The sequence below is a fragment of the Pseudomonas sp. S3E17 genome, assembly GCF_024168685.1.
Lineage (GTDB): Bacteria > Pseudomonadota > Gammaproteobacteria > Pseudomonadales > Pseudomonadaceae > Aquipseudomonas > Aquipseudomonas marginalis.
The window spans coordinates 4,256,258-4,277,408 of the sequence record NZ_JALJWE010000001.1 but is presented as its reverse complement, the minus strand read 5'-3'; the positions used below and the strand labels follow the sequence as shown (position 1 = coordinate 4,277,408).

20 protein-coding genes and 1 riboswitch are annotated in these 21,151 nt (G+C 60.3%); of the genes, 11 read left to right on the top strand and 9 right to left on the bottom strand.

All coding sequences use genetic code 11. The features are described from left to right. Positions 1-8: 8 nt before the first annotated feature. A riboswitch (S-adenosyl-L-homocysteine riboswitch) is annotated at positions 9-115 on the bottom strand. A gap of 198 nt (positions 116-313) precedes the next feature. From J3D60_RS19265 to J3D60_RS19255, 3 genes are all read left to right on the top strand, one after another. Beyond that, a complete protein-coding gene (locus tag J3D60_RS19265) occupies positions 314-718 on the top strand; it encodes an acyl-CoA thioesterase (RefSeq protein ID WP_065938148.1) in 405 nt (134 codons plus the stop codon). A gap of 103 nt (positions 719-821) precedes the next feature. Then, a complete protein-coding gene (locus J3D60_RS19260; RefSeq protein ID WP_253492444.1) occupies positions 822-2,741 on the top strand; it encodes a patatin-like phospholipase family protein in 1,920 nt (639 codons plus the stop codon). Positions 2,742-2,812: 71 nt separating this feature from the next. Then, positions 2,813-3,700, top strand: coding sequence for a formate/nitrite transporter family protein (locus J3D60_RS19255; protein ID WP_065938149.1), 888 nt, complete (start codon positions 2,813-2,815; stop codon positions 3,698-3,700). On the opposite strand, the gene J3D60_RS19250 is transcribed toward J3D60_RS19255, so the two are convergent. Next, positions 3,694-4,953, bottom strand: a complete 1,260-nt coding sequence (locus J3D60_RS19250; RefSeq protein ID WP_253492443.1) for a sodium:proton antiporter — start codon at positions 4,951-4,953, stop codon at positions 3,694-3,696. The two genes, J3D60_RS19255 and J3D60_RS19250, sit on opposite strands and share 7 nt — an antisense overlap. A 192-nt stretch (positions 4,954-5,145) precedes the next feature. Here J3D60_RS19250 and J3D60_RS19245 point away from each other — a divergent pair, with 192 nt between their 5' ends. Beyond that, positions 5,146-5,532, top strand: a complete 387-nt coding sequence (locus J3D60_RS19245; protein WP_065938151.1) for an MAPEG family protein — start codon at positions 5,146-5,148, stop codon at positions 5,530-5,532. 96 nt (positions 5,533-5,628) lie between these two features. Here J3D60_RS19245 and J3D60_RS19240 read toward each other — a convergent pair whose 3' ends face one another. Beyond that, the gene (locus tag J3D60_RS19240) at positions 5,629-6,813 is read right to left on the bottom strand and encodes a murein transglycosylase A (RefSeq protein ID WP_065938152.1); all 1,185 of its coding nucleotides are present in this window, start codon (positions 6,811-6,813) and stop codon (positions 5,629-5,631) included. 128 nt (positions 6,814-6,941) lie between these two features. Here J3D60_RS19240 and J3D60_RS19235 point away from each other — a divergent pair, with 128 nt between their 5' ends. Continuing rightward, the gene (locus tag J3D60_RS19235) at positions 6,942-7,391 is read left to right on the top strand and encodes a cytochrome c (RefSeq protein WP_253492441.1); all 450 of its coding nucleotides are present in this window, start codon (positions 6,942-6,944) and stop codon (positions 7,389-7,391) included. Positions 7,392-7,397: 6 nt separating this feature from the next. On the opposite strand, the gene J3D60_RS19230 is transcribed toward J3D60_RS19235, so the two are convergent. The 5 genes from J3D60_RS19230 to J3D60_RS19210 all read right to left on the bottom strand — a co-directional run bounded on the left by J3D60_RS19230 (position 7,398) and on the right by J3D60_RS19210 (position 12,376). Continuing rightward, positions 7,398-7,793, bottom strand: a complete 396-nt coding sequence (locus J3D60_RS19230) for a DUF1090 domain-containing protein (RefSeq protein ID WP_027606045.1) — start codon at positions 7,791-7,793, stop codon at positions 7,398-7,400. 66 nt (positions 7,794-7,859) lie between these two features. Continuing rightward, positions 7,860-9,521 carry an NAD-dependent DNA ligase LigB gene (ligB, locus tag J3D60_RS19225; protein ID WP_065938154.1) on the bottom strand — a complete coding sequence of 554 codons (1,662 nt, stop codon included), beginning with the start codon at positions 9,519-9,521 and terminating at the stop codon, positions 7,860-7,862. 95 nt (positions 9,522-9,616) lie between these two features. Further along, positions 9,617-9,958, bottom strand: coding sequence for a hypothetical protein (locus J3D60_RS19220; RefSeq protein ID WP_065938155.1), 342 nt, complete (start codon positions 9,956-9,958; stop codon positions 9,617-9,619). Between the two features lie 212 nt (positions 9,959-10,170). Then, complete coding sequence (metK, locus tag J3D60_RS19215) at positions 10,171-11,361, bottom strand: methionine adenosyltransferase (protein WP_253492439.1); 1,191 nt, start codon at positions 11,359-11,361, stop codon at positions 10,171-10,173. Positions 11,362-11,380: 19 nt separating this feature from the next. Continuing rightward, positions 11,381-12,376: a metalloregulator ArsR/SmtB family transcription factor gene (locus tag J3D60_RS19210; RefSeq protein WP_065938157.1), complete on the bottom strand. Its 996-nt coding sequence runs from the start codon at positions 12,374-12,376 to the stop codon at positions 11,381-11,383. Positions 12,377-12,648: 272 nt separating this feature from the next. On the opposite strand from J3D60_RS19210, the gene tkt reads away from it, so the two are divergent. The 6 genes from tkt to fba all read left to right on the top strand — a co-directional run bounded on the left by tkt (position 12,649) and on the right by fba (position 18,970). After that, complete coding sequence (tkt, locus tag J3D60_RS19205) at positions 12,649-14,646, top strand: transketolase (RefSeq protein WP_065938158.1); 1,998 nt, start codon at positions 12,649-12,651, stop codon at positions 14,644-14,646. A 138-nt stretch (positions 14,647-14,784) separates the two neighbouring features. Continuing rightward, positions 14,785-15,840, top strand: a complete 1,056-nt coding sequence (gene epd, locus J3D60_RS19200; protein WP_065938159.1) for an erythrose-4-phosphate dehydrogenase — start codon at positions 14,785-14,787, stop codon at positions 15,838-15,840. Between the two features lie 17 nt (positions 15,841-15,857). Then, positions 15,858-17,021 (top strand): phosphoglycerate kinase, encoded by a 1,164-nt coding sequence (locus J3D60_RS19195; protein ID WP_253492436.1) that lies wholly within the window; start codon positions 15,858-15,860, stop codon positions 17,019-17,021. 29 nt (positions 17,022-17,050) lie between these two features. Beyond that, positions 17,051-17,278 (top strand): hypothetical protein, encoded by a 228-nt coding sequence (locus J3D60_RS19190; protein ID WP_253492434.1) that lies wholly within the window; start codon positions 17,051-17,053, stop codon positions 17,276-17,278. Positions 17,279-17,338: 60 nt separating this feature from the next. After that, positions 17,339-17,671 (top strand): MliC family protein, encoded by a 333-nt coding sequence (locus J3D60_RS19185; RefSeq protein ID WP_253492431.1) that lies wholly within the window; start codon positions 17,339-17,341, stop codon positions 17,669-17,671. 234 nt (positions 17,672-17,905) lie between these two features. Continuing rightward, the gene (fba, locus tag J3D60_RS19180; protein ID WP_003177554.1) at positions 17,906-18,970 is read left to right on the top strand and encodes a class II fructose-bisphosphate aldolase; all 1,065 of its coding nucleotides are present in this window, start codon (positions 17,906-17,908) and stop codon (positions 18,968-18,970) included. A 91-nt stretch (positions 18,971-19,061) separates the two neighbouring features. On the opposite strand, the gene J3D60_RS19175 is transcribed toward fba, so the two are convergent. Then, complete coding sequence (locus J3D60_RS19175; RefSeq protein ID WP_147296002.1) at positions 19,062-19,781, bottom strand: hypothetical protein; 720 nt, start codon at positions 19,779-19,781, stop codon at positions 19,062-19,064. 460 nt (positions 19,782-20,241) lie between these two features. Then, on the bottom strand, positions 20,242-20,907 hold the full coding sequence (locus tag J3D60_RS19170) for a polysaccharide lyase family 7 protein (RefSeq protein ID WP_065925486.1): 666 nt from the start codon (positions 20,905-20,907) through the stop codon (positions 20,242-20,244). Positions 20,908-21,151 lie beyond the last annotated feature (244 nt).

Here is a 21,151-nt window from a genome sequence, read left to right as displayed (position 1 = left end):
TCGTAGTGTGCGAATGGGCGCCGTTGTGCGTTTAGTATCAGGCCAGGGCAACCAGGCCGGACAACGCCCCATCCGAGCCTGACAGGTTGAACCTGCTGCAGCGCCCCTCGGACAGGTGGCGGGAGAAACGGTATCAACTGAAGATGACCGTTTTGAAGCGGTGCGATTATAGCCGCGTACGCGGCACTTCCCAAGCCTTTCTGTCGGTCATATGAAGATCGCACATGAGGTTGATAGGCAATGGCGCATAGAGCTTGGGGGCAGGCTCTGCCATGATGTTGCCCATCATTCGGCAAGACGCTTTGGAGTGACCATGAACTTCCACACCCGCAAATGGGTAAAACCCGAAGACCTCAACCCCAACGGCACCCTGTTCGGCGGCAGCCTGCTGCGCTGGATAGACGAAGAAGCGGCCATCTACGCCATCGTCCAATTGGGCAATCAGCGCGTGGTGACCAAGTACATCTCCGAAATCAACTTTGTCAGCGCCTCGCGCCAGGGCGACATCATCGAACTCGGGATCACTGCCACCGAGTTTGGCCGCACCTCCATCACCCTCACCTGTGAAGTGCGCAACAAGATCACCCGCAAAAGCATTCTCACCGTGGAAAAAATGGTCTTCGTCAACCTGGGCGAGGACGGTTTGCCCGCCCCTCATGGACGCACCGAGATCAAGTACGTCAAGGACCAGTTCCAGGACGATGGCATCCGCGAGTAACTACATGTCACCCGTTTGATTTCTGTTGCCGGGTTGTTCCGGCTGGATCTTTCCCAGGCTCTCTCATCACTCAGGATTACACCCCTGCAGAGAGAGTCGGCTCATGAAAGTGCTCAATCCGGTCACCCCTGTTCAGACGCCTTTGCATGGAGATGACAACGCCAGCGCCGATCACACGGCGAAGACGTTGTTGGTGGACAGTGGCGGCGATCGCAATCTGACCCTCCTTCGCGATCCTCAAGGGCGGGTGGAGGTGGTGTTATCGCCGCCGCCCATCACGCATTTGGTGCTCAGTGGTGGTGGCGCCAAGGGCGTCGCCTTCTCGGGAGGTGTGCAGGCACTGGAAGACGCACGGCAATTGGAAGGCATTCGAGAGATCTCCGGTTCCTCTGCCGGCGCGATTTCTGCAGCCTTGATTGCCAGTGGCATGGGGGCGGCAGCATTCGATGGGCTGTCGGACACCATCAATCTGCCCAGTCTGCTGAACAGCAAAGACTCTGTGACGGCCTGGTTGCAGGAAGCCAGTTCGACGCTTGGCAAGCATGTGGGGCGCTTGCCGGGCCTGGTCGGCAACATTTCCCAGTTGCTGGTGACCCTGCTGCCGCGTCTGAAAACCGCTGCCGTTCCGCTGGAGGACATGATCCGCGACGAGTCGCGCAAGGCGCTTCTTGGTCATATTGCCGACTCTCCCAGAGAAACCCGGCCCGCCGAAGTCATGCGCATTGCTGACAAGCTCAGTGCCGGTGGCGCGCCCACGTTTGCCGACCTTGAGGTGTTAAGCCGCACTATTCCAGCGGTCAAGCAACTCAATATCACGGGGACTGGCATGTTTGGTGGGCGCCCACAGTTGGTAGTGTTCAACAGCAGTTTGACTCCGGACATGGATATCGCCCGCGCCGCGCGTATTTCGGGTTCGTTGCCCGTCCTGTTCAAAAGCCCTGTGGAACAAGGGCATGCCTTCCAGATGGCATCTGAAACCACGGCCTTTCAGGACGGTGGCCTGTTGCTCAATACACCAGCGCCAGGCGTGGTGGACCGATTGTTTCCCGAGAGCCCCCTGAGCAAGTCTGAGTCGCTGATCATCAAGTTCGAGTCGGACGCCGTCGGGGCACCAGCCCAAAGTGGCGGTTTTATCAGCAGCCTGGCCGACTGCATCACAGGAACACCCCACTCGGCCGCCGAGGCTTACCAGGATAAAAGGCTCGAAGCATTTGCCGAGCAGACGCTGGCGTTGCCACTGAATACCGAAAAAGGCGATTTTCGCGGCCTGCTCAGCGGTACGGTCAACTTCACCATGAAGGATGAGTACAAGCAGCACCTGCAGGAAAAGGCGCGTGAGGCGGTGGAGGGGCATCTGCAGCGTCGTGCCGCGACGCGTGAGTCTCACTCGTTCGGTACGCTGGATGAAGCGGTGCTTGCGATGGATGATAAAACACTGGCCAGTGTGCAGCCGGCGTTGCAGAAAGACACGGCCGCAGCCAGCGTGCTGATGTTTCGAGAAGAAGCGAAGCAGGTGCTGCACGCCCTGGACCGTGCGATTACTGAGGTCGATAACTCCCATGATAGCTTGCTGTTCACACCGAAGTTGTCGTCGGCAGTTCGTAATCTGGATGCACTTGCCCGCAGTCCCGAGAAAACCGAATGGTTGGGACGGCGCTTGAATGATACTGGCCAACACAATTTCCAGGCGTTGCTGCAAATGGCTGCCAAGCAGGGCGACACCTCTTCCAAAGTCATGACCTGCGCCGTTGCCGAAATGAAACGGCGCGATATTGCGGTACGTGCCGAGAGCTTTACGCGGGAGGTCATCTACCCCTCGTTGTTCCGACCAGGCCAGCCGGCGTCCAATGTTGAACTGTTACAGCGCGCAGCCCGAGACTTGGCCAAGGCCACTACGCCACTCGCGTTCAACCGTGTGCTTGATGACCTCAGCGAAAATTACCGGGCGCGCAACAAACCCTGGGGCACGCCTTCCAGTTCCACCACTGTGGAGATGGCCAAGGCTTGGCGCATGCCGGTTTAGTTGTCTGGCCACTGAACAGCTACCGCGCCAGCCTGTCGTAGCTACAGGCACCCCTCGGACTCTGGAACATCATGGCCACCAACGAAGACGGCAAGACCCCCAACCTGTCGCAGGAAGAGCAACAGGACGTGGACAAGAACCAGCCACCCCGTGCTGCGGTGCTCCACGAAATCATCCGTACCCAGGGCGACCAGGAGTTGGAGCGCAGTGTCGCCGCCTTGTGGTGGTCGGCCCTGGCCGCAGGCTTGACCATGGGCCTGTCGCTGATGGCCATGGGGCTGCTCAATTCACGCCTGCCGGACGGCGAAGCGTTCAAGGTGATCGCCAGCTTCGGCTACTGCGCAGGCTTCCTGGCGGTGATCCTGGCGCGCCAGCAACTGTTCACCGAAAACACCCTGACCGCCGTGTTGCCGGTGATGAGCAAACCTACACTGGCCAATGCTGGGCGGCTGATCAGGCTCTGGAGCGTGGTACTGGTGGGCAACCTGTGCGGCACGCTGTTGGTGGCCTATGTGATGCTGCACCTGCCGATCTTCGACACCAAGACCGACATGGCCTTCCTGGAAATCGGGCGCAAGATCATGGAAAACGACGCCGGCCAGATGTTCGCCAAGGGCATCGTCTCCGGCTGGATGATCGCCACCATGGTGTGGATGATCCCTTCGATGGAAAGCGCCAAGATGTGGATCATCATTCTGATCACCTACCTGATGGCCCTGGGGGATTTCACCCATATCGTGGTGGGGTCGGCGGAAGTCTCATACCTGGTGTTTGCCGGTGAGTTGCCCTGGAAGGATTTCTGGCTGGTGTTTGCCGGCCCAACCCTGGCCGGCAATATCATCGGTGGCAGCTTTATCTTTGCGTTGATCAGCCATGCGCAGATTCGCAGCGAGAGTAGCTTGCCGGGCAAGCACGCTGCGGACCCGAGGCATCCGCAGCGGATCAACAAGGATCAGTGAACGTCAGGTGTGGCCTGGGGTTCGCCCTGGGTCACGCGCTTGACCAGCTTGCCGATGCTCAGCCCCTGCAACAGGATCGACGACAACACCACGATGTAGGTGATGCTCAGCAGCAGATCGCGCTCCGGGCCCAGTGGCAGGGCCAGCGCCAGTGCCACCGAAACCCCGCCGCGCAGGCCGCCCCAGGTCAGGATACGGATGGTGCCGCGTGGCACCGTGCGCCAGCGCCGCAGCAACAGGATCGCCGGGGCTACGGTCAGCAGGCGCGACAGCAGGATCGCCACCGCCAGCAAACTGGCTGCGAACACGTGCAGCCAGTTGAACGGCAACAGCAGCAGCTCCATGCCGATCAGCGCAAACAGCAGCGCGTTGAGCATGTCGTCCAGCAATTCCCAGAAGCCGTCCAGGTAGCGCCGGGTCATGTCGTTCATCGCCAGCTTGCGTCCCAGGTTGCCGATGATCAGCCCGGCCACCACCATCGCGATCGGTGCGGAGACGTGCAGTTCGGTGGCCATCGCCGAGCCGCCGATGACCAGGGCGAGGGTCAGCATCACTTCGATCTGGTGCTGTTCGATGCTCTTGATCATCAGGTACACCAGGTAGCCGATCAGCCCGCCGAAGACCACGCCACCCACTGCCTCATGGGCGAACAGCATGGCCGTGGCGCCCACGGTTGGCGTCTCGCCCAGCTGCGCGATGCCCAGCAATACGGTAAACACCACCACCGCCGTGCCGTCGTTGAACAGGCTTTCACCCACAATCGTGGTCTTCAGCGGTTTCGACGCATTGGCGGTTCGCAGCACGCCCAGTACCGCAATGGGGTCGGTGGGCGAGATCAGTGCTCCGAACAACAGGCAGTAAAGGAAGCTCACGTGCCAGCCAAACAGGGCGAAGATGTAATACGCCAGGCTGCCGATCACCACAGTGGCGATCAATACGCCGAAGGTGGCCAGCAGGCCGATGGGCCAGCGGTAGCTGCGCAGGTCGTTCAAGTTGACGTGCAAGGCGCCGGCGAACAGCAGGAACGACAACATCCAGTTCATCAGCAGGTCGCCGAAGTCGATCTGGCCGATCAGTTGCTGGATGCGTTCCTCCAGGCCTGGGTAGCCGAGCACGCTCAGGCCTTGCAGGATCAGGGAGAACAGCAGGGCCGTGACCATCACGCCGATGGTGGGCGGCAGGCCGATAAAGCGGAAGTTCACATAGGTGAGCAGGGTTGTGAGGCAAATAAAGGCGGCGACAAGTTCAAGCATCCGGGGTCCTTGGAAGGTGGGGGTGGGTTGTTGATGGGGGATGGACCGCAGTGGCGGCATGAGGTTGCAAGGTCTTGGGTGAAAGTGCGGTAGAACCTTTCGGTGTCGCGCGGCTCATAGCGGTTAGGTGCGACATTGGGTTTTTAGTGCTAGAACTCTAATCGCTGCATAAAACGACAAAAGGACTGAGTGATGACGGCTGCTTTCTGGTGTGTGTTGATCGCGATTTTCCTGCCTTACCTGTGCACGGGCGTGGCCAAGTTCAGTGGCGGCAAGTTCGGGCCGCGGCAGAACCACGACCCGCGTGCTTTCCTGGATACCCTTGAAGGGTTTGCCAAGCGCGCCCACAGTGCGCAGCTCAACAGCTTTGAAGTCACCCCCGCCTTTGCCGCCGCGGTGATTATCGCCCACCTGGCCGGCACGGCCGAACTGGTGACCATCAATGTGCTGGCTGTGCTGTTTATCACCAGCCGCCTGCTGTACATCATTTGCTACCTGGCCGACTGGGCGATATTGCGCTCACTGGTGTGGGCGGTGGGCATGGCATTGATTGCGAGCTTCTTCTTCGTGTCGATCTGAACCGGTTTCTGTAGGAGCGAGCTTGCTCGCGAAGAACGAACAGACGACGCGGGCTGCCAGAAAGTGCTGCATTATCGTTGACGTTTTTCGCGAGTGTCAGGTTCCGGTGGGTGCATCCGGCACCTGCGGCAACGCCGCGCCCTTGGGCCACAGCATCCAGATCTGTCCTTGCTGCTTCATATTTCCCGCCAGCTCTCCGGCAGCATCACCCGTGCCCCAGAACAAATCCGCGCGCACTTCTCCGGTGATTGCACCGCCGGTGTCCTGCGCGGCGACCGGGCGTGCCAATGGCGAGCCGTCGGGCTTGGTAGTCGACAGCCACAACAGGCTGCCCAACGGAATTACCTTGCGATCCACTGCTACGCTGTAGCCAGCGGTCAACGGCACATTCAGCGAACCGCGCGGGCCTTCATTACTGTCGGGGCGAGCGCTGAAGAATACGTAGCTGGGGTTGCTGGCCAGCAGTTCCGGGATGCGCTCCGGGTGCGCCTTGGCCCAAGCGCTGATGGCACCCATGGTCACGTCTTCTTTCTTCAGCTCGCCTTGCTCCACCAGCCAACGGCCGATAGGGCGATACGGGTAGCCGTTCTGGTCGCCGTAACCGACGCGCAGTTGGCGTCCGTCCTTGAGTTGAATGCGCCCCGAGCCCTGGATCTGCAGGAATTGCAGGTCCATTGGATTGGTCAGCCAGGCAATTGGCTTGGCGGTGGAGCCTTGGCCGTTGATGGCGCTGGCATCGTCATAGGGCTTGAGTACGCGGCCTTCGAGGCGGCCGCGCAGGCGCTTGCCCTTGAGCTCCGGGTAGATGCTTTCCAGATTGACGATGATCAGGTCATCCGGTACGCCATACACGGGTACGTGAGCGGCGGCGGTCTTGGTCAGGCTGCCGGGGTAGACCGGTTCGTAGTAGCCGGTGATCAAGCCGTTGGGGGTGTTGTCAGCCGAACGCAGGCCGAACACATCCAGGCGCTCCTTGAGAAAACCGCGCACCGCCACGGCATTGCCGGGCACGCTGGCTGCTGCGGCACAGGTCGCGCCCCATACCGGGTCTGCCTTGAGGCGCTGGCAGGCGCTGCGCCAGGATTCAAAACCGGCCAGTAGGTCGGCGTCGGACACGCTCGGCAAGGCCTCCCAAGGGGCATTCACGTAGGTGGCCACGGCGTGGGGTTTAATTGTTTCATCTTTGCCGGCGTCTTTGCCCGCGTCGCAGCCTGCCAGCAGCGCAAACATCGGCAGAGCCCATGCCAGCCGGCGGCTCCAGTGTTTCAGTGTGAGATTCATACAAACAGTTCCTGAAGCGATTGCCCGCGCCGCAGCGCCTGTGGACAACCCTTATTATTAATAGGGCTATTGGTCTTTACGAGCAGGGCGAGGATACTGGCCGCCGTTTCCCGTGACCCTGAGCCGCCATGACTTTTAAAAAAATGACGCTTGTGCTGTTGGCCTGCCTGACACTGTCCGCCTGCGGCGGCGTCGATCCGAATTCGCCCCTGGGCCAGCGCAAGGCGATCTTCAAGCAGATGCTCAAGACCTCTGAAGACCTGGGCGGCATGCTGCGCGGGCGCATTGCCTTCGATGGCGCGAAATTCGCCGAAGGCGCGGTCAAGCTCGATGCGCTGTCCCATGAACCGTGGAAACATTTTCCGAGCGTACGCGAAGAGGATCACACCAGCGCCAAGGACGACGTGTGGCAAAAACAGGCGCAGTTCCAGCAACTGGCACGCGACCTGGAAGCGGCCACCGGTGAGCTGGTGATCGCCAGCCAGGTGCAGCCCTACAAGGCCAGCAACCTTACGCCTGCCGTACAGAAAGTCGAAGATGCCTGCAGTGCCTGCCATAAACAATTTCGCGACCACTGACCGGTTTTACTGGTCGAGTTCTTCCACGGCGTCCTGCAGTTCCTTGCGTGACTCGGCGAGTTTGTCCTTACGCTTGTTGATCTTGTCCGCGTCGCCTTTTTTCATCGCCTTGTCGAGGTCGGCCTGACGGCGGCTGACCTCGTGCTTGGCGTCGAGTACCTTGTTTTCGCGCTCCTTCCTCAAGGCGGCATCCGTGCAGTTGGCGGTGACTTCGCTCAGGGCTTTTTCCAGGCCGGCTTGCTGGTCGCTGTTGCCGTGGGCCTTGGCCTGTTCGAGCTGGGTGCTGATGGCCTGGCGTTTGGCGGCACAGCCGGTGAGTGGGGTGGCTTCTTCGGCGGCCAGCAGTGGCGTGGCCATGAAGCTTGCGACGGTCAGCAGGGCAAAAGGGGCGAGGAATTTCATGTGGAGCTCCAGGTGTGCAAATAGCAGGGTGAATTCTGCTGTGATTCAAAGGTGGCTGGGACGGGTTCAAAACCCGTCTATTCCGGCCACGCGTAATGTTTCAGCCAATGTCTGTACGTGTGGGTCGCGAAAAAAAGCGCTCAGTTGCGCCGCGCGGCCCGGGCCGATGCCATCGATGGCCAGCCAGGCCTGGGTGTCTCTGGCGACCAGCGTCTGCCAGTCACCTTCCAGGTTGTTACGTGCCGCAGGCGGCACACCCAAGGCCTTGAGCCATTGTGCGAAGGGGCGTTGCCGAGCGCTGTGGAGGCCTTCGAGCAGTCGTGCGCGGCTGCGCTCACCAAAGCCATCAATGTTAGCAAGCTCTGCCGTATCCAGGGTTAACCAATCGAGAAAGCCTGCGATTAGACCGGCCTGGATCAATATGTTCCACGTCTCGCGGCCTATGTGCGGTAATGCCAGGCCCTGGTTGCCGCTCAGCCAGGTAAGGCGTGCGAGGAGCTGTTCTTCGCAGCCGGGCTCCAGCTGCCAGCAACTCAAGGCGTGAAAGTCCCGAGGGTCGGGCACTGGCAGTTCGACCCTGGTGGTATTGCGCAGGATCACCTGGTCCAGTCGAGGGATCACTTGGCCCGCCAGGCTGACGGACACCTGGTCGCCCGGGCGAATATCCAGGGCCTGCCAGCGCTTCAACGAGCCGGCGCTGACCCGGCTGATCAGGCGGTCGTCCAGGCGCACCGGCTCCAGTTCCAGAATCGGGGTGATGCGTCCGGTGCGGCCGATCTTGAACTGCACCTGGCGTACCAGGGCCAGGGCCTGGGAGGCGGGGTACTTCCAGGCGACAGCCCAGTAAGGCGCACTGGGCTGCCAGCGTTCAGCGGGTGCGCGCTGCGCCTGGTGCAGCACCACGCCGTCACTGGCAAAGGGCAGGGGGTGGTTGTACCAATAGGTGCGCCAATGTGCTGCTTCGATGATGTCCTGGACGGGCTGGCTATAGCGCTGGCTGTCGGTGAATCCCCAGCGTGCCAGGGTGGCCAGGCGCTCGGGAAACGCCGCAGGGCCTTCGGGCCAGGCCCAGATAAACAGGCCGATACCGGCAGCGTCGGTGTCGCTCAGCTGTCGGCGATTCATCAGCCCGGCCACCCTGCTGCGCGCGTTGAGCCCACCGGTTGTCGATTGCACATGCTCGTCGAGGCGCCAATAAAGTTCGCCTTGCAGCACCAGGTCAATGGGTTCCGGCAGTTGCTGGACAATGCCGGGGATCTTGCGCGCGGAGGTCGACCAGTCCTGGCCCAGCTTGCCATCGCCACGGCTGATCAGCTGTTTCAAGCGACCCTGGCGGTACACCAGGGTCACCGCAACGCCGTCCACCTTGGGTTGGATCCATACATCCCGGCGCGTGCCCAGCCAGGCGCCCACGGCTTGCTCATCCAGGCGCTTTTCGAGGCCGGTATGGGCGATCGGGTGAGGCAAGGTGCCCCGTGAACTGGCCAGCGGGTTATCAGGCGCCGTGGGGGTGGGCATGCACTGGCGCCAGTGGGCCAGACGCTGGCGGGCCTGATCGTAGAGTTCATCACTGACGGGGGATTGGCCGAGGCGGTGGTAACTGTCGTCCCACAGGCGGATTTGTTCGGCCAGGGTGTCGACCTGGGCACGGGCCTCATCGGGGCAGTTTTCAGCCCAGGCCGAAAAGGGTAGAGCGCTGAGTAGCAGAACAATCAGTAAACGCATCATGAGCATCCTTGCTCGGAAGGGGCGCCCAGCCTAAATGATCCCTTCACCCACAAAAAAGCCCCGACGCTGCGGGGCTTTTTACCGGGTGTTTCGGCTTACTTGAACAGGCCGCCCAGCGCTTTCACGGCATCAGGCTTATCAGCCTTGGCTTCCTGCTTGGCGTCGGCTTTGGCCTGGGCTTGGGCGAGTTTGTCACAACCTTTGTTGATCTGGTCTTGCGCCGCTTTGAAGGCCTTCACTTTCAAGCTGTCTTTGCTGGCTTCGGCCGCATCGATCTTGGTTTGCAGGTCTGCGGATTGCTTTTGGCAGTCGCCGGAATTGCCGACACCCAGCTGGGAGCCCAGGGCGCCACTCAATGCGCTCAGGTCGGCGGCGTGGGCCGGCAGGGCGAACAGGCTGAGCAGAAGGGCGGCAGGGGCGAGCGTGGAGATGCGCATGAAAAACCTCAATGTTCGATTGCCTGCGCACTTATGAGTCCCGGGCTGGCGCAGGGCAATATCCAAATAAGGTGAAGGCCCGAGAGGGCGCGGATTCTAGAGGGCCATTATTGTGCCTGCAAGCTTTGGATCCAAAAAATGTGAAGGCGGTCCCGCAGGCAATAAAAAGCCCCGCCGGGCAAACCCGGCGAGGCTTTATGTACCGTGGGCGATTACAGGCCGGCGGCAGTGCGCAGGTCGTTGGCGCGGTCGGTTTTTTCCCAGGTGAAGGTGGTGAAGGTGTCGTCGCCGACGGTCTTCTGCGCAGGGGTACGACCGAAGTGGCCGTAGGCTGCGGTTTCCTGGTACATCGGGTGCAGCAGGTCGAGCATGGTGGTGATCGCGTACGGGCGCAGGTCGAAGATCTCGCGCACCAGCTTGATGATCTTGTCATCGCTGATCTTGCCGGTACCGAAGGTATTTAGCGAGATCGACGTAGGTTGGGCCACGCCGATGGCGTAGGACACCTGAATCTCGCAACGCTCGGCGAGGCCGGCAGCAACGATGTTCTTGGCCACGTAACGACCGGCGTAGGCGGCCGAGCGGTCAACCTTGGATGGGTCTTTGCCGGAAAACGCGCCACCGCCGTGACGGGCCATGCCGCCGTAGCTGTCGACGATGATCTTGCGACCGGTCAGGCCGCAGTCACCGACCGGGCCGCCAATGATGAACTGGCCGGTCGGGTTGATGTGGAACTGGGTGTCCTTGCTCAGCAGTTCGGCCGGCAGCACGTGCTTGACGATCAGCTCCATCACGCCTTCGCGCAGGTCAGCGTAGGAAACGTCCGGGTTGTGCTGGGTCGACAGTACGACGGCGTCAATGCCGACCACCTTGCCGCCTTCGTAGCGGCAGGTCACCTGGGACTTGGCGTCCGGGCGCAGCCAAGGCAGCACGCCGGATTTACGCGCTTCAGCCTGACGCTGCACGAGCTGGTGCGAGAAGGTGATCGGTGCCGGCATCAGCACCTCGGTTTCGTTGCTGGCGTAGCCGAACATCAGGCCCTGGTCGCCGGCGCCCTGGTCTTCCGGCTTGGCACGGTCGACGCCCTGGTTGATGTCGGGCGACTGCTTGCCGATGATGTTCATCACGCCACAGGTCGCGCCGTCGAAACCGACGTCGGAGCTGTTGTAGCCGATGTTGGTGATCACGTCACGAACGATCTGCTCCAGGTCAACCCAGGCGGTAGTGGTCACTTCGCCGGCGATGATCGCTACACCGGTTTTCACCAGGGTCTCGCACGCCACACGGGCGAACTTGTCTTCAGCGATGATGGCGTCCAGCACCGCATCAGAAATCTGGTCGGCGATTTTGTCCGGATGCCCTTCAGACACGGACTCGGAGGTGAAAAGGGAGTATTCGCTCATCTCGATGTTTTCCTGATATTTACCGATGGTGAGTGTCGCCAGTCGGTCGCTGAAAGTGGCGGACCTGGATCTGGAAACCATTACGTAAACCTACATAGAGGCTTTCCCCGGGAACGAGTCCCGCAGCGGTGGCCCAACGGGCCAGATCGTCCTGTTCAAAACCCAACCAGAGATCACCGCAGGCCTCCCTGGCCCAATTCTGGTTGTGGCTGCATAAATCCGTAACCAACAGGCTACCGCCGGGGTGCAGCAACCCGGCCATTTGCTTTAAAGCGTCGGCGGGGGCGGCGAAATGGTGCAAGACCATGTTCAGCACCACGCAATCGGCCTTGATCGTTGTGCTGCTCAGGGCGTCAGCCAACTGCAGGCTGACATTGCCCAATGCCTCGCGCTCACAGAGCTGGCGTGCCAGTTCGAGCATCGCCGGGCTGTTGTCCAGCGCAGTGACCTGCCGAAAGCGGCGTGCCAGTTCCGGCAGGAAGCCGCCATCTCCAGGCCCGACTTCCAGCGCCGTCGCTTCTTCACTGAAGCTCAGCTTATCCAGTAGCGCCAGTACGCTGTCGCGGTATTGGGCCAGACCTGCGATCAAGTCCTGCTGGGCGCGAAATTTCTCGGCAACTCGTGCGAAAAAGTCCTGGCTCGCGGCAGCACGTTGCCCGTGGACCTGGCCGATGCGTGACTGCACGTCATGGGGCAGGCTCAGGCTGTCCACTTCTTCAAGCAAGGCAGCGTGCAACTTGCCGCCGAGCAGGTCGGTATGGGGCAGGGCGCGGCGGTAGAAAATCGCATTGCCTTCGCGACGGGTGGCGACCAGGTCGGCCTGGGCCAGCACCTTCAGATGGTGGCTCATGCCCGACTGGCCGATGGCGAAGATCTGTGCCAGTTCCAGTACGCCGAATGAGTCGTTGGTCAGTGCGCGCAATACGTTCAGACGCAATGGGTCGCCAGCGGCCTTGCACAAGGCTGCCAGCTCTTCGCCGTCGTCAGGACGCAGGGTGGGCACGGGTAGGTTCATAAGGCCAGCAGTCTAGTGACGGGTGAGTATCCCCGCAAGGTCAATATCAAAAAGTTTTGATATTGATCGATAAGTGGCGGTTATAAGCCGCCGCTATAACCTTTGGACGAAGCGGTTAAAGGTTTCTGCAAGCGATTGCCGCCCAAAGCACAGGAAAAACACCTGCAAGTGACTATCTGTCATTGCCCGCAGGCGGTGGCTGAGGGAAAATGCCGATCCTTTTTTCCGTTTCTTTTAATCATTCACTCTTCAAAATCCTCAGGAGAACAGCGATGCCCAGCCGTCGTGAGCGTGCCAACGCCATTCGTGCCCTCAGCATGGATGCCGTGCAAAAAGCCAACAGCGGCCATCCCGGTGCCCCGATGGGCATGGCGGATATCGCCGAGGTACTTTGGCGTGATTACCTGAAGCACAACCCGAGCAACCCGTCGTTCGCCGACCGTGACCGCTTCGTGCTGTCCAACGGCCACGGCTCGATGCTGATCTACTCGCTGCTGCACCTGACCGGCTACGACGTCACCATCGATGACCTCAAGAGCTTCCGCCAGTTGCACAGCCGCACCCCGGGGCACCCGGAATTCGGCTACACCCCAGGCGTCGAGACCACCACCGGTCCCCTGGGCCAAGGCCTGGCCAATGCCGTGGGCTTCGCGCTGGCTGAAAAAGTCCTGGGCGCGCAGTTCAACCGCCCTGGCCACGACATCGTCGATCACCACACCTACGTGTTCCTGGGTGATGGCTGCATGATGGAAGGCATTTCCCACGAAGTCGCGTCCCTGGCCGGCACCCTGGGCCTGGGCAAGCTGATCGCCTTCTACGATGACAACGGTATCTCCATCGACGGCGAAGTCGAAGGCTGGTTCACCGACGACACCCCCAAGCGTTTCGAAGCCTACAACTGGCAGGTAATCCGCAATGTCGACGGCCACGATCCGGAAGAGATCAAGACCGCCATCGACACCGCCCGCAAGAGCGCGCAGCCGACCCTGATCTGCTGCAAGACCACCATTGGTTTCGGCTCGCCGAACAAGCAAGGTAAAGAAGACTGCCACGGCGCCCCACTGGGTGACGCGGAAATCGCCCTGACCCGCGAAGCGCTGAAGTGGAACCACGGCCCGTTCGAAATCCCGGCCGACATCTACGCCGAATGGGATGCCAAGGAAAAAGGCCTGGCCACCGAAGCCGAGTGGGACCAGCGTTTCGCTGCCTACTCCGCCGAATTCCCTGAGCTGGCCAATGAGCTGGTACGCCGCCTGGCCGGTGACCTGCCTGCCGATTTCTCGGAAAAAGCCTCGGCCTACATCGCCGAAGTCGCGGCCAAGGGCGAAACCATCGCCAGCCGTAAAGCCAGCCAGAACACCCTGAACGCCTTTGGCCCGCTGCTGCCTGAGTTCCTCGGCGGTTCGGCCGACCTGGCCGGTTCCAACCTGACCCTGTGGAAGGGCTGCAAAGGTGTTTCGGCCGAAGACGCCAGCGGCAACTACATGTACTACGGTGTGCGCGAATTCGGCATGAGCGCCATCATGAACGGCGTGTCCCTGCACGGCGGCCTGGTGCCTTATGGGGCGACCTTCCTGATGTTCATGGAGTACGCGCGCAACGCCGTCCGTATGGCCGCGCTGATGAAGAAGCGTGTGATCCATGTGTACACCCACGACTCCATCGGCCTCGGCGAAGACGGCCCGACGCACCAGCCGGTCGAGCAACTGACCAGCCTGCGCACCACGCCGAACCTGGATTGCTGGCGCCCAGCCGACGCGGTGGAATCCGCGGTGGCCTGGAAGCACGCGATCGAGCGCAAGGACGGCCCTTCGGCGCTGATCTTCTCCCGTCAGAACCTGCAACACCAGGTGCGCACCGAGGCGCAGATCGCCGACATCAGCCGTGGCGGCTACGTGCTCAAGGACTGCATCGGCGAGCCGGAGCTGATTTTGATCTCCACCGGTTCCGAAGTGGGCCTGACCGTTCAGGCGTACGACAAGCTGACTGCCCAAGGCCGTAACGTGCGCGTTGTGTCCATGCCGTGCACCAGCGTGTTCGAAGCCCAGGACGCCGGCTACAAGCAATCGGTGCTGCCGTTGCAGGTCAGCGCGCGTATCGCCATCGAAGCGGCGCACGCCGACTACTGGTACAAGTACGTGGGCCTGGAAGGCCGCGTGATCGGCATGACCACCTACGGTGAGTCGGCGCCGGCGCCAGCGTTGTTCGAAGAGTTCGGTTTCACCCTGGAAAACATCCTGGGTCAGGCTGAAGAGCTGCTGGAAGACTAAGTCAGTCTGCGTTGTCTGTACTGGCGCTATCGCGGGCAAGCCCGCTCCCACATTTGGATCGCGGTCTGATGTGGGAGCGGGCTTGCCCGCGATAGCGTCAGAACATTCAACACCGAACTAACCTTGATCGAGAACCCCATGCCCCAACCGCGTCCTTACAAAGTTGCACTCAACGGCTACGGCCGCATTGGTCGTTGCGTCTTGCGTGCTCTGTTCGAGCGAGGGGCGGCAGCCGGGTTTGAAATTGTCGCGATCAACGACCTGGCCGACATGGCCAGCATCGAATACCTGACACGCTTTGACTCCACCCACGGCCGCTTTCCCGGCGAAGTGCGGGTCGAAGGCGATTGTCTGCATATCAACGGCGACTGCGTGAAAGTGTTGCGCAGTGCCACCCCCGAGGGCATCGACTGGGCGGCGCTGGGCGTCGACCTGGTGTTGGAATGCTCCGGTGCCTATCACACCCGTGCCGATGGCCAGCGTTTCCTCGACGCCGGCGCACCGCGTGTGCTGTTTTCCCAGCCGATGGCCAGCGAGGCGGATGTCGACGCCACCATCGTCTACGGCATCAACCAGGATTGCCTGACCGGCAGTGAGCTGCTGGTGTCCAACGCCTCCTGCACCACCAACTGCAGCGTGCCGCTGTTGCGCCTGCTGGATCAGGCGATCGGCCTGGACTACGTGTCGATCACCACCATCCACTCGGCGATGAACGACCAGCCGGTGATCGACGCCTATCACCATGAAGACCTGCGCCGCACGCGCTCGGCGTTCCAGTCGGTGATTCCGGTATCCACCGGTCTGGCGCGCGGCATCGAACGCCTGCTGCCGGAACTTGCCGGGCGAATCCAGGCCAAAGCCGTACGGGTGCCGACGGTGAACGTGTCCTGCCTGGACATCACCATGCAAACCGTCAGCGACACGGATGCGACGGAGGTCAACCGGATCCTGCGCGACGCCGCCACCCGCGGCCCGCTCAAAGGCTTGCTGGCCTACACCGAGTTGCCCCACGCCAGTTGTGATTTCAACCATGACCCGCATTCGGCGATTGTCGATGCCAGCCAGACCCGCGTTTCCGGCCCGAGGCTGGTGAACATCCTGGCCTGGTTCGACAACGAATGGGGCTTTGCCAATCGAATGCTGGATGTTGCGGAACATTATCTGCATATCGCCTCTAAACAACCTCAACAGTAATTCAGGAACTGCCACCCATGACCGTGTTGAAGATGACCGACCTCGATCTGCAAGGTAAGCGCGTACTGATTCGCGAAGACCTCAACGTCCCCGTCAAGGACGGTGTTGTCACCAGCGATGCGCGAATCCTGGCCTCGCTGCCGACCATCAAGCTGGCCCTGGAAAAAGGCGCGGCCGTGATGGTCTGCTCCCACCTGGGTCGCCCGACCGAAGGTGAGTTCTCCGCCGAAAACAGCCTCAAGCCGGTAGCCGACTACCTGAGCAAGGCCCTGGGCCGTGACGTGCCGTTGGTGGCTGACTACCTGGGCGGCGTCGACGTTAAGCCTGGCGACATCGTGCTGTTCGAAAACGTGCGCTTCAACAAAGGCGAGAAAAAGAACAGCGACGAACTGGCCCAGCAATACGCCGCCCTGTGCGACGTGTTCGTGATGGACGCGTTCGGCACCGCCCACCGTGCCGAGGGTTCGACCCACGGCGTGGCCAAGTTCGCCAAGGTGGCGGCTGCCGGCCCATTGCTGGCGGCTGAACTGGAGGCACTGGGCAAGGCCCTGGGCGCTCCGGCCCAACCGATGGCGGCCATAGTTGCCGGCTCCAAGGTGTCCACCAAGTTGGACGTGCTCAATAGCCTGAGCCAGATCTGCAACCAGTTGATCGTTGGCGGCGGCATTGCCAATACCTTCCTGGCGGCAGCAGGCCACCCGGTGGGCAAGTCCCTTTACGAGCCGGACCTGCTCGACACCGCCCGTGCCATTGCCGCCAAGGTCAGCGTGCCGTTGCCGGTGGACGTGGTGGTTGCCAAGGAGTTCGCTGAAACCGCCGAAGCCACGGTCAAGCTCATCGCCGACGTAGCCGCCGACGACATGATCCTGGACATCGGCCCGCAAACTGCAGCCAATTTTGCAGAACTGCTGAAAGCCTCCCAGACCATCCTGTGGAACGGTCCGGTCGGCGTGTTCGAGTTCGATCAGTTCGGCAACGGCACCAAAGTGCTGGCCAAGGCCATCGCAGACAGCTCGGCATTCTCCATCGCCGGCGGCGGCGACACCCTGGCGGCCATCGATAAATATGGCGTTACCGACCAGATCTCCTACATTTCTACCGGTGGCGGTGCGTTCCTCGAATTCGTCGAAGGCAAAGTCCTGCCCGCCGTTGAAGTGCTGGAAACCCGGGCCAAAGGCTAAGGCTCGTGATCCGGAAAAGGAGTATTCCCATGATCAAGTCGTTGGCAATGCTGATCGCTGCGGGCCTGTTGGCCGGCTGCGGCAGCACGCCAAGCGCAGCGCCGGCGGCAGGCAAACCTGCCACGGAGCAGAAAAAAAGCTGCTACCAGGCTGACTGGCAAGCCGAGACCATGCCGGTGATCAACAAGCGCATCGGCAACGAACGGCTGGAGAAATACGACTCCGCGCCCAACGGTCAGGAACAGGGTTGCCCTTGACGGGTCTCATCAACTAACCGACGGCATCGGCGGCCTTTGGCCCCGCTGCGAGGATTGGCAATGAAAGGCGTTTTCGCCCTGGCAGCCCTGGCCCTACTGGCCGGTTGCAGCAGCATGAACATGTTCAACAAGGCAGAGCCGGAAGGTCAGTGGACCACCTGGACCTGCGACAGCAAGGCCGAGGTCAACTGGCGCTTCGCCAACCAGGCCCGCAGTGAGGTGGATGTACGCCTCGGCGGTTCCGACCAGGTTTATCGCCTCAAACAGGACGTTGCCGCCTCGGGCGTGCTGTACAGCAACGACCAGCTGGCGTTTCACACAAAAGGTGAGGAAGGCCTGGTTTACTGGGTCGCCACTGACGATTTGATCGGGCGGGGCTGCAAGGCCCAATAAGATTTCAAATTTGATGAGATCCAAATGTGGGAGGGGGCTTGCCCCCGATAGCGGTTTGTCAGCCCCCCCATGTGCTGACTGAGCCACTGTCATCGGGGGCAAACTCCCTCCCACATCAGCAATAACGATTCAGCACGCCAGGCATGCAAAGCCTGACCTGCAATAACTTGAATAGCAGCCGCCGCTACGGCAGGCTTGCACGATTAACGACCCTCGACCGGGAGAGACAACACAATGGCACTTATCAGCATGCGTCAAATGCTGGACCACGCAGCCGAGTTCGGCTACGGCGTCCCAGCCTTTAACGTCAACAACCTTGAGCAGATGCGCGCCATCATGGAAGCCGCTGACAAGACCGACTCCCCAGTGATCGTCCAGGCTTCGGCCGGTGCGCGCAAATACGCCGGTGCCCCGTTCCTGCGTCACCTGATCCTCGCCGCGATCGAAGAATTCCCGCACATCCCGGTGTGCATGCACCAGGACCACGGCACCAGCCCTGACGTGTGCCAGCGTTCCATCCAACTGGGCTTCAGCTCGGTGATGATGGACGGCTCCCTCGGCGAAGACGGCAAGACCCCGACCGACTACGAGTACAACGTACGCGTAACCCAACAAACCGTGGCCATGGCCCACGCCTGCGGCGTTTCGGTTGAAGGTGAACTGGGTTGCCTGGGCTCCCTGGAAACCGGCATGGCCGGTGAAGAAGACGGCATCGGCGCCGAAGGCGTGCTGGATCACAGCCAGATGCTGACCGACCCGGAAGAAGCCGCCGACTTCGTCAAGAAGACCCAGGTCGACGCCCTGGCCATCGCCATCGGCACCAGCCACGGCGCCTACAAGTTCACCAAGCCGCCGACCGGCGACGTGCTGGCCATCGACCGCATCAAGGAAATCCACAAGCGCATCCCTAACACCCACCTGGTGATGCACGGTTCTTCCTCGGTCCCGCAGGAATGGCTGGCGATCATCAACCAGTACGGCGGCGACATCAAAGAAACCTACGGCGTGCCGGTTGAAGAAATCGTCGAAGGCATCAAGTACGGCGTGCGCAAGGTCAATATCGACACCGACCTGCGCCTGGCGTCCACCGGCGCAATGCGTCGCCTGATGGCCACCAACCCGAGTGAGTTCGACCCGCGCAAGTTCTTCGGCGCGACCGTGACCGCGATGCGTGATGTGTGTATCGCTCGTTACGAAGCCTTCGGCACTGCGGGCAACGCTTCGAAGATCAAGCCGATCTCGTTGGAAGCGATGTACCAGCGTTACCTGAAAGGTGAGTTGAACGCTAAGGTGAACTAAGCAATTACATCCACAAAGAACCCGCAGTGATGCGGGTTTTTTGTGGTCGGTATTTGAAGTATCTCTGAATTAACTGTTTTGCTTGAGGTGGCTAGTTCTTGGTAAGCGTCATCTCATAAGGGCTGATACTTGCGCCGGGACCGACAACTATAGTTAGGCCGCCGGTTAAGGAAGCATAACTTCTGTCGGGTGAGTACAGTCGCGCTGTGTATATAGGTTCTCTGTCGGTTTGTGGGGTCATGGTTAGGTCTATAGTTACCCAGCCTGTATTGTTGGTTGGATTTGCATAGACAAAAGTCCCGGTGGTGTCATACGTTTTTCCACCATATTCAAATGTCGCCAGGTTTATGGTGCCGGTATTCGTGTGGCTTTCTATGATTGTCAGTGTTGAAGGATAGCCTGCCAACGGTCCTTGGTAAACGCCATTAGGTGTGGCAACTTGGACAACATCGAGAACGCGGGTCAATCCTTTAAAGGGGCCGGCAGTCACTTCAAGTCGACCTTTTAATAGTGTGTAATCTCTGTTGTCCGATACGAGAATGACCCGATATGCCGGGTCGAGGCCGTTAGGGGGATTTGAGGGGATTGTTGGGGTCATGGATAAGTCAAAAGTTACAGCGCTATCGGGCTTGGTTGGATCGACATAGGAGAAAGTGCCAGTAACATTGAAAAAAACTCCGCCGTAGTAGAAGTAACCTTTGGATATTACATGCCTGTCCAGGTCGGAGCTGATAATGGTGAGGTTGGCGGGATTTGAAATATCGATCACCCCAAGATAGCTATTGTTTGGAGTTTTTTGTGCGGTGGCCATGAGATGCTTACTCCAGATACTAAAAGTTAGAAGTTGAGTGGCTTGTCTGCTAAAGGTTAAGTGGGGAGTTTGAGTTTGTAACCTGTTATAAATGACAGGGGGGTATATTTTTTTGGAATTGAAGTTATGGCGGATTTAAATTTTGTAGTCGCGATTAGGTGTTGAAGTGACTTCTTGGGGTTGAGGTGTGCTTATCTCACTGCCTTCATTTCATGGAGCGTCAACAGCTTATAATCGGTGAGGTTTTTTATGCTTACCCAGCCGACTGCATGAGAAGCCCGCAATAAAGCGGGCCTTTGTAGCTGATAGCGGGATGGCGGAGTGTCAGTCGCGGGAGGTAGTGGCTGACACTCCGCCATCGCGGGCAAGCCCGGCTCCTACAGGGCTCGTGGCTGTTCAAGAGGTGGGAATAGTCTCTGACGCCATCGGACAATGCCTGCTCGAATTTAGGCCGATCCGTTCACTCGTGATCAATATCCAACTTCGCAAACGTCACCTTCGCGCCTTCCTTGCTGTCCCCGCTGTTGTCCTGCACATAAGCGCCCGCCTTGAAGTACAGCGGCTTGGCGGCCCACGCCGCACCAATGCGCTCGTTCCATTCGCTGTCGGCGGCGTACACGCTGAGCAGCCCGGCTTTGTTGAGGTTGATCACGTAGGTAAAGCTTTTCTCCAGCGGCACATTGGACGCGACGATGATCACGCGGCTTTCATCTTCATCCGGGCGCATGCGCACCTTGGCGACGATGTTGCCGGTCTGGGTCTTTTCCTTGAACTGGTATTCGAGCTTGATCAGCGGTTTCTGGCTGTCGTAGGCGTGGATCTGGCCGATGACGATCTTGCCGCTGGAGGGCACCTGGTTGACCGCGAGGGTGGCGCGCAGGAAGTTGTCGGCTTCGGGGTAGGTCCAGTTGCGCAGGCGGCCGTCGGCGTAGGTTTCGCGCAGTTCGCTGCGCGGGTACACGGCGTTTTCGGTGCGGGTGCCGGTGACGGGTGTCCAGAATTGCACGTTGCTGCCTTCGGCCTGGAAGTATTGGTCGTTGAAGCCGCTGAGCAGCCTGGGTGTGTCGATGGTCGCGGGGGGAGAGCCGACCGGAATGCTCAGGTTCCAAGTGGAGAGGTCGATCATGGCGTTGGCCTTTTACAGGGGGTGAAGGCTTTGGCCCGGGGGCCTGACAGGTTCTTTATAGGCGGTGGTCGGCCAGTTGTTAAACACTTGCTGGCAATTTATTGGCGCCAAGGGAATGCCAAAAAGCCATGTTTCCCATGAACCGTGGGCTGTAGAGGTTGACCGTTAGTCGGCTGACTGAACTTTGGCGCAATGATGGCATCCACGTCACTTCTGATTTTCAGGATCCGGGGCTAGAGTGAGG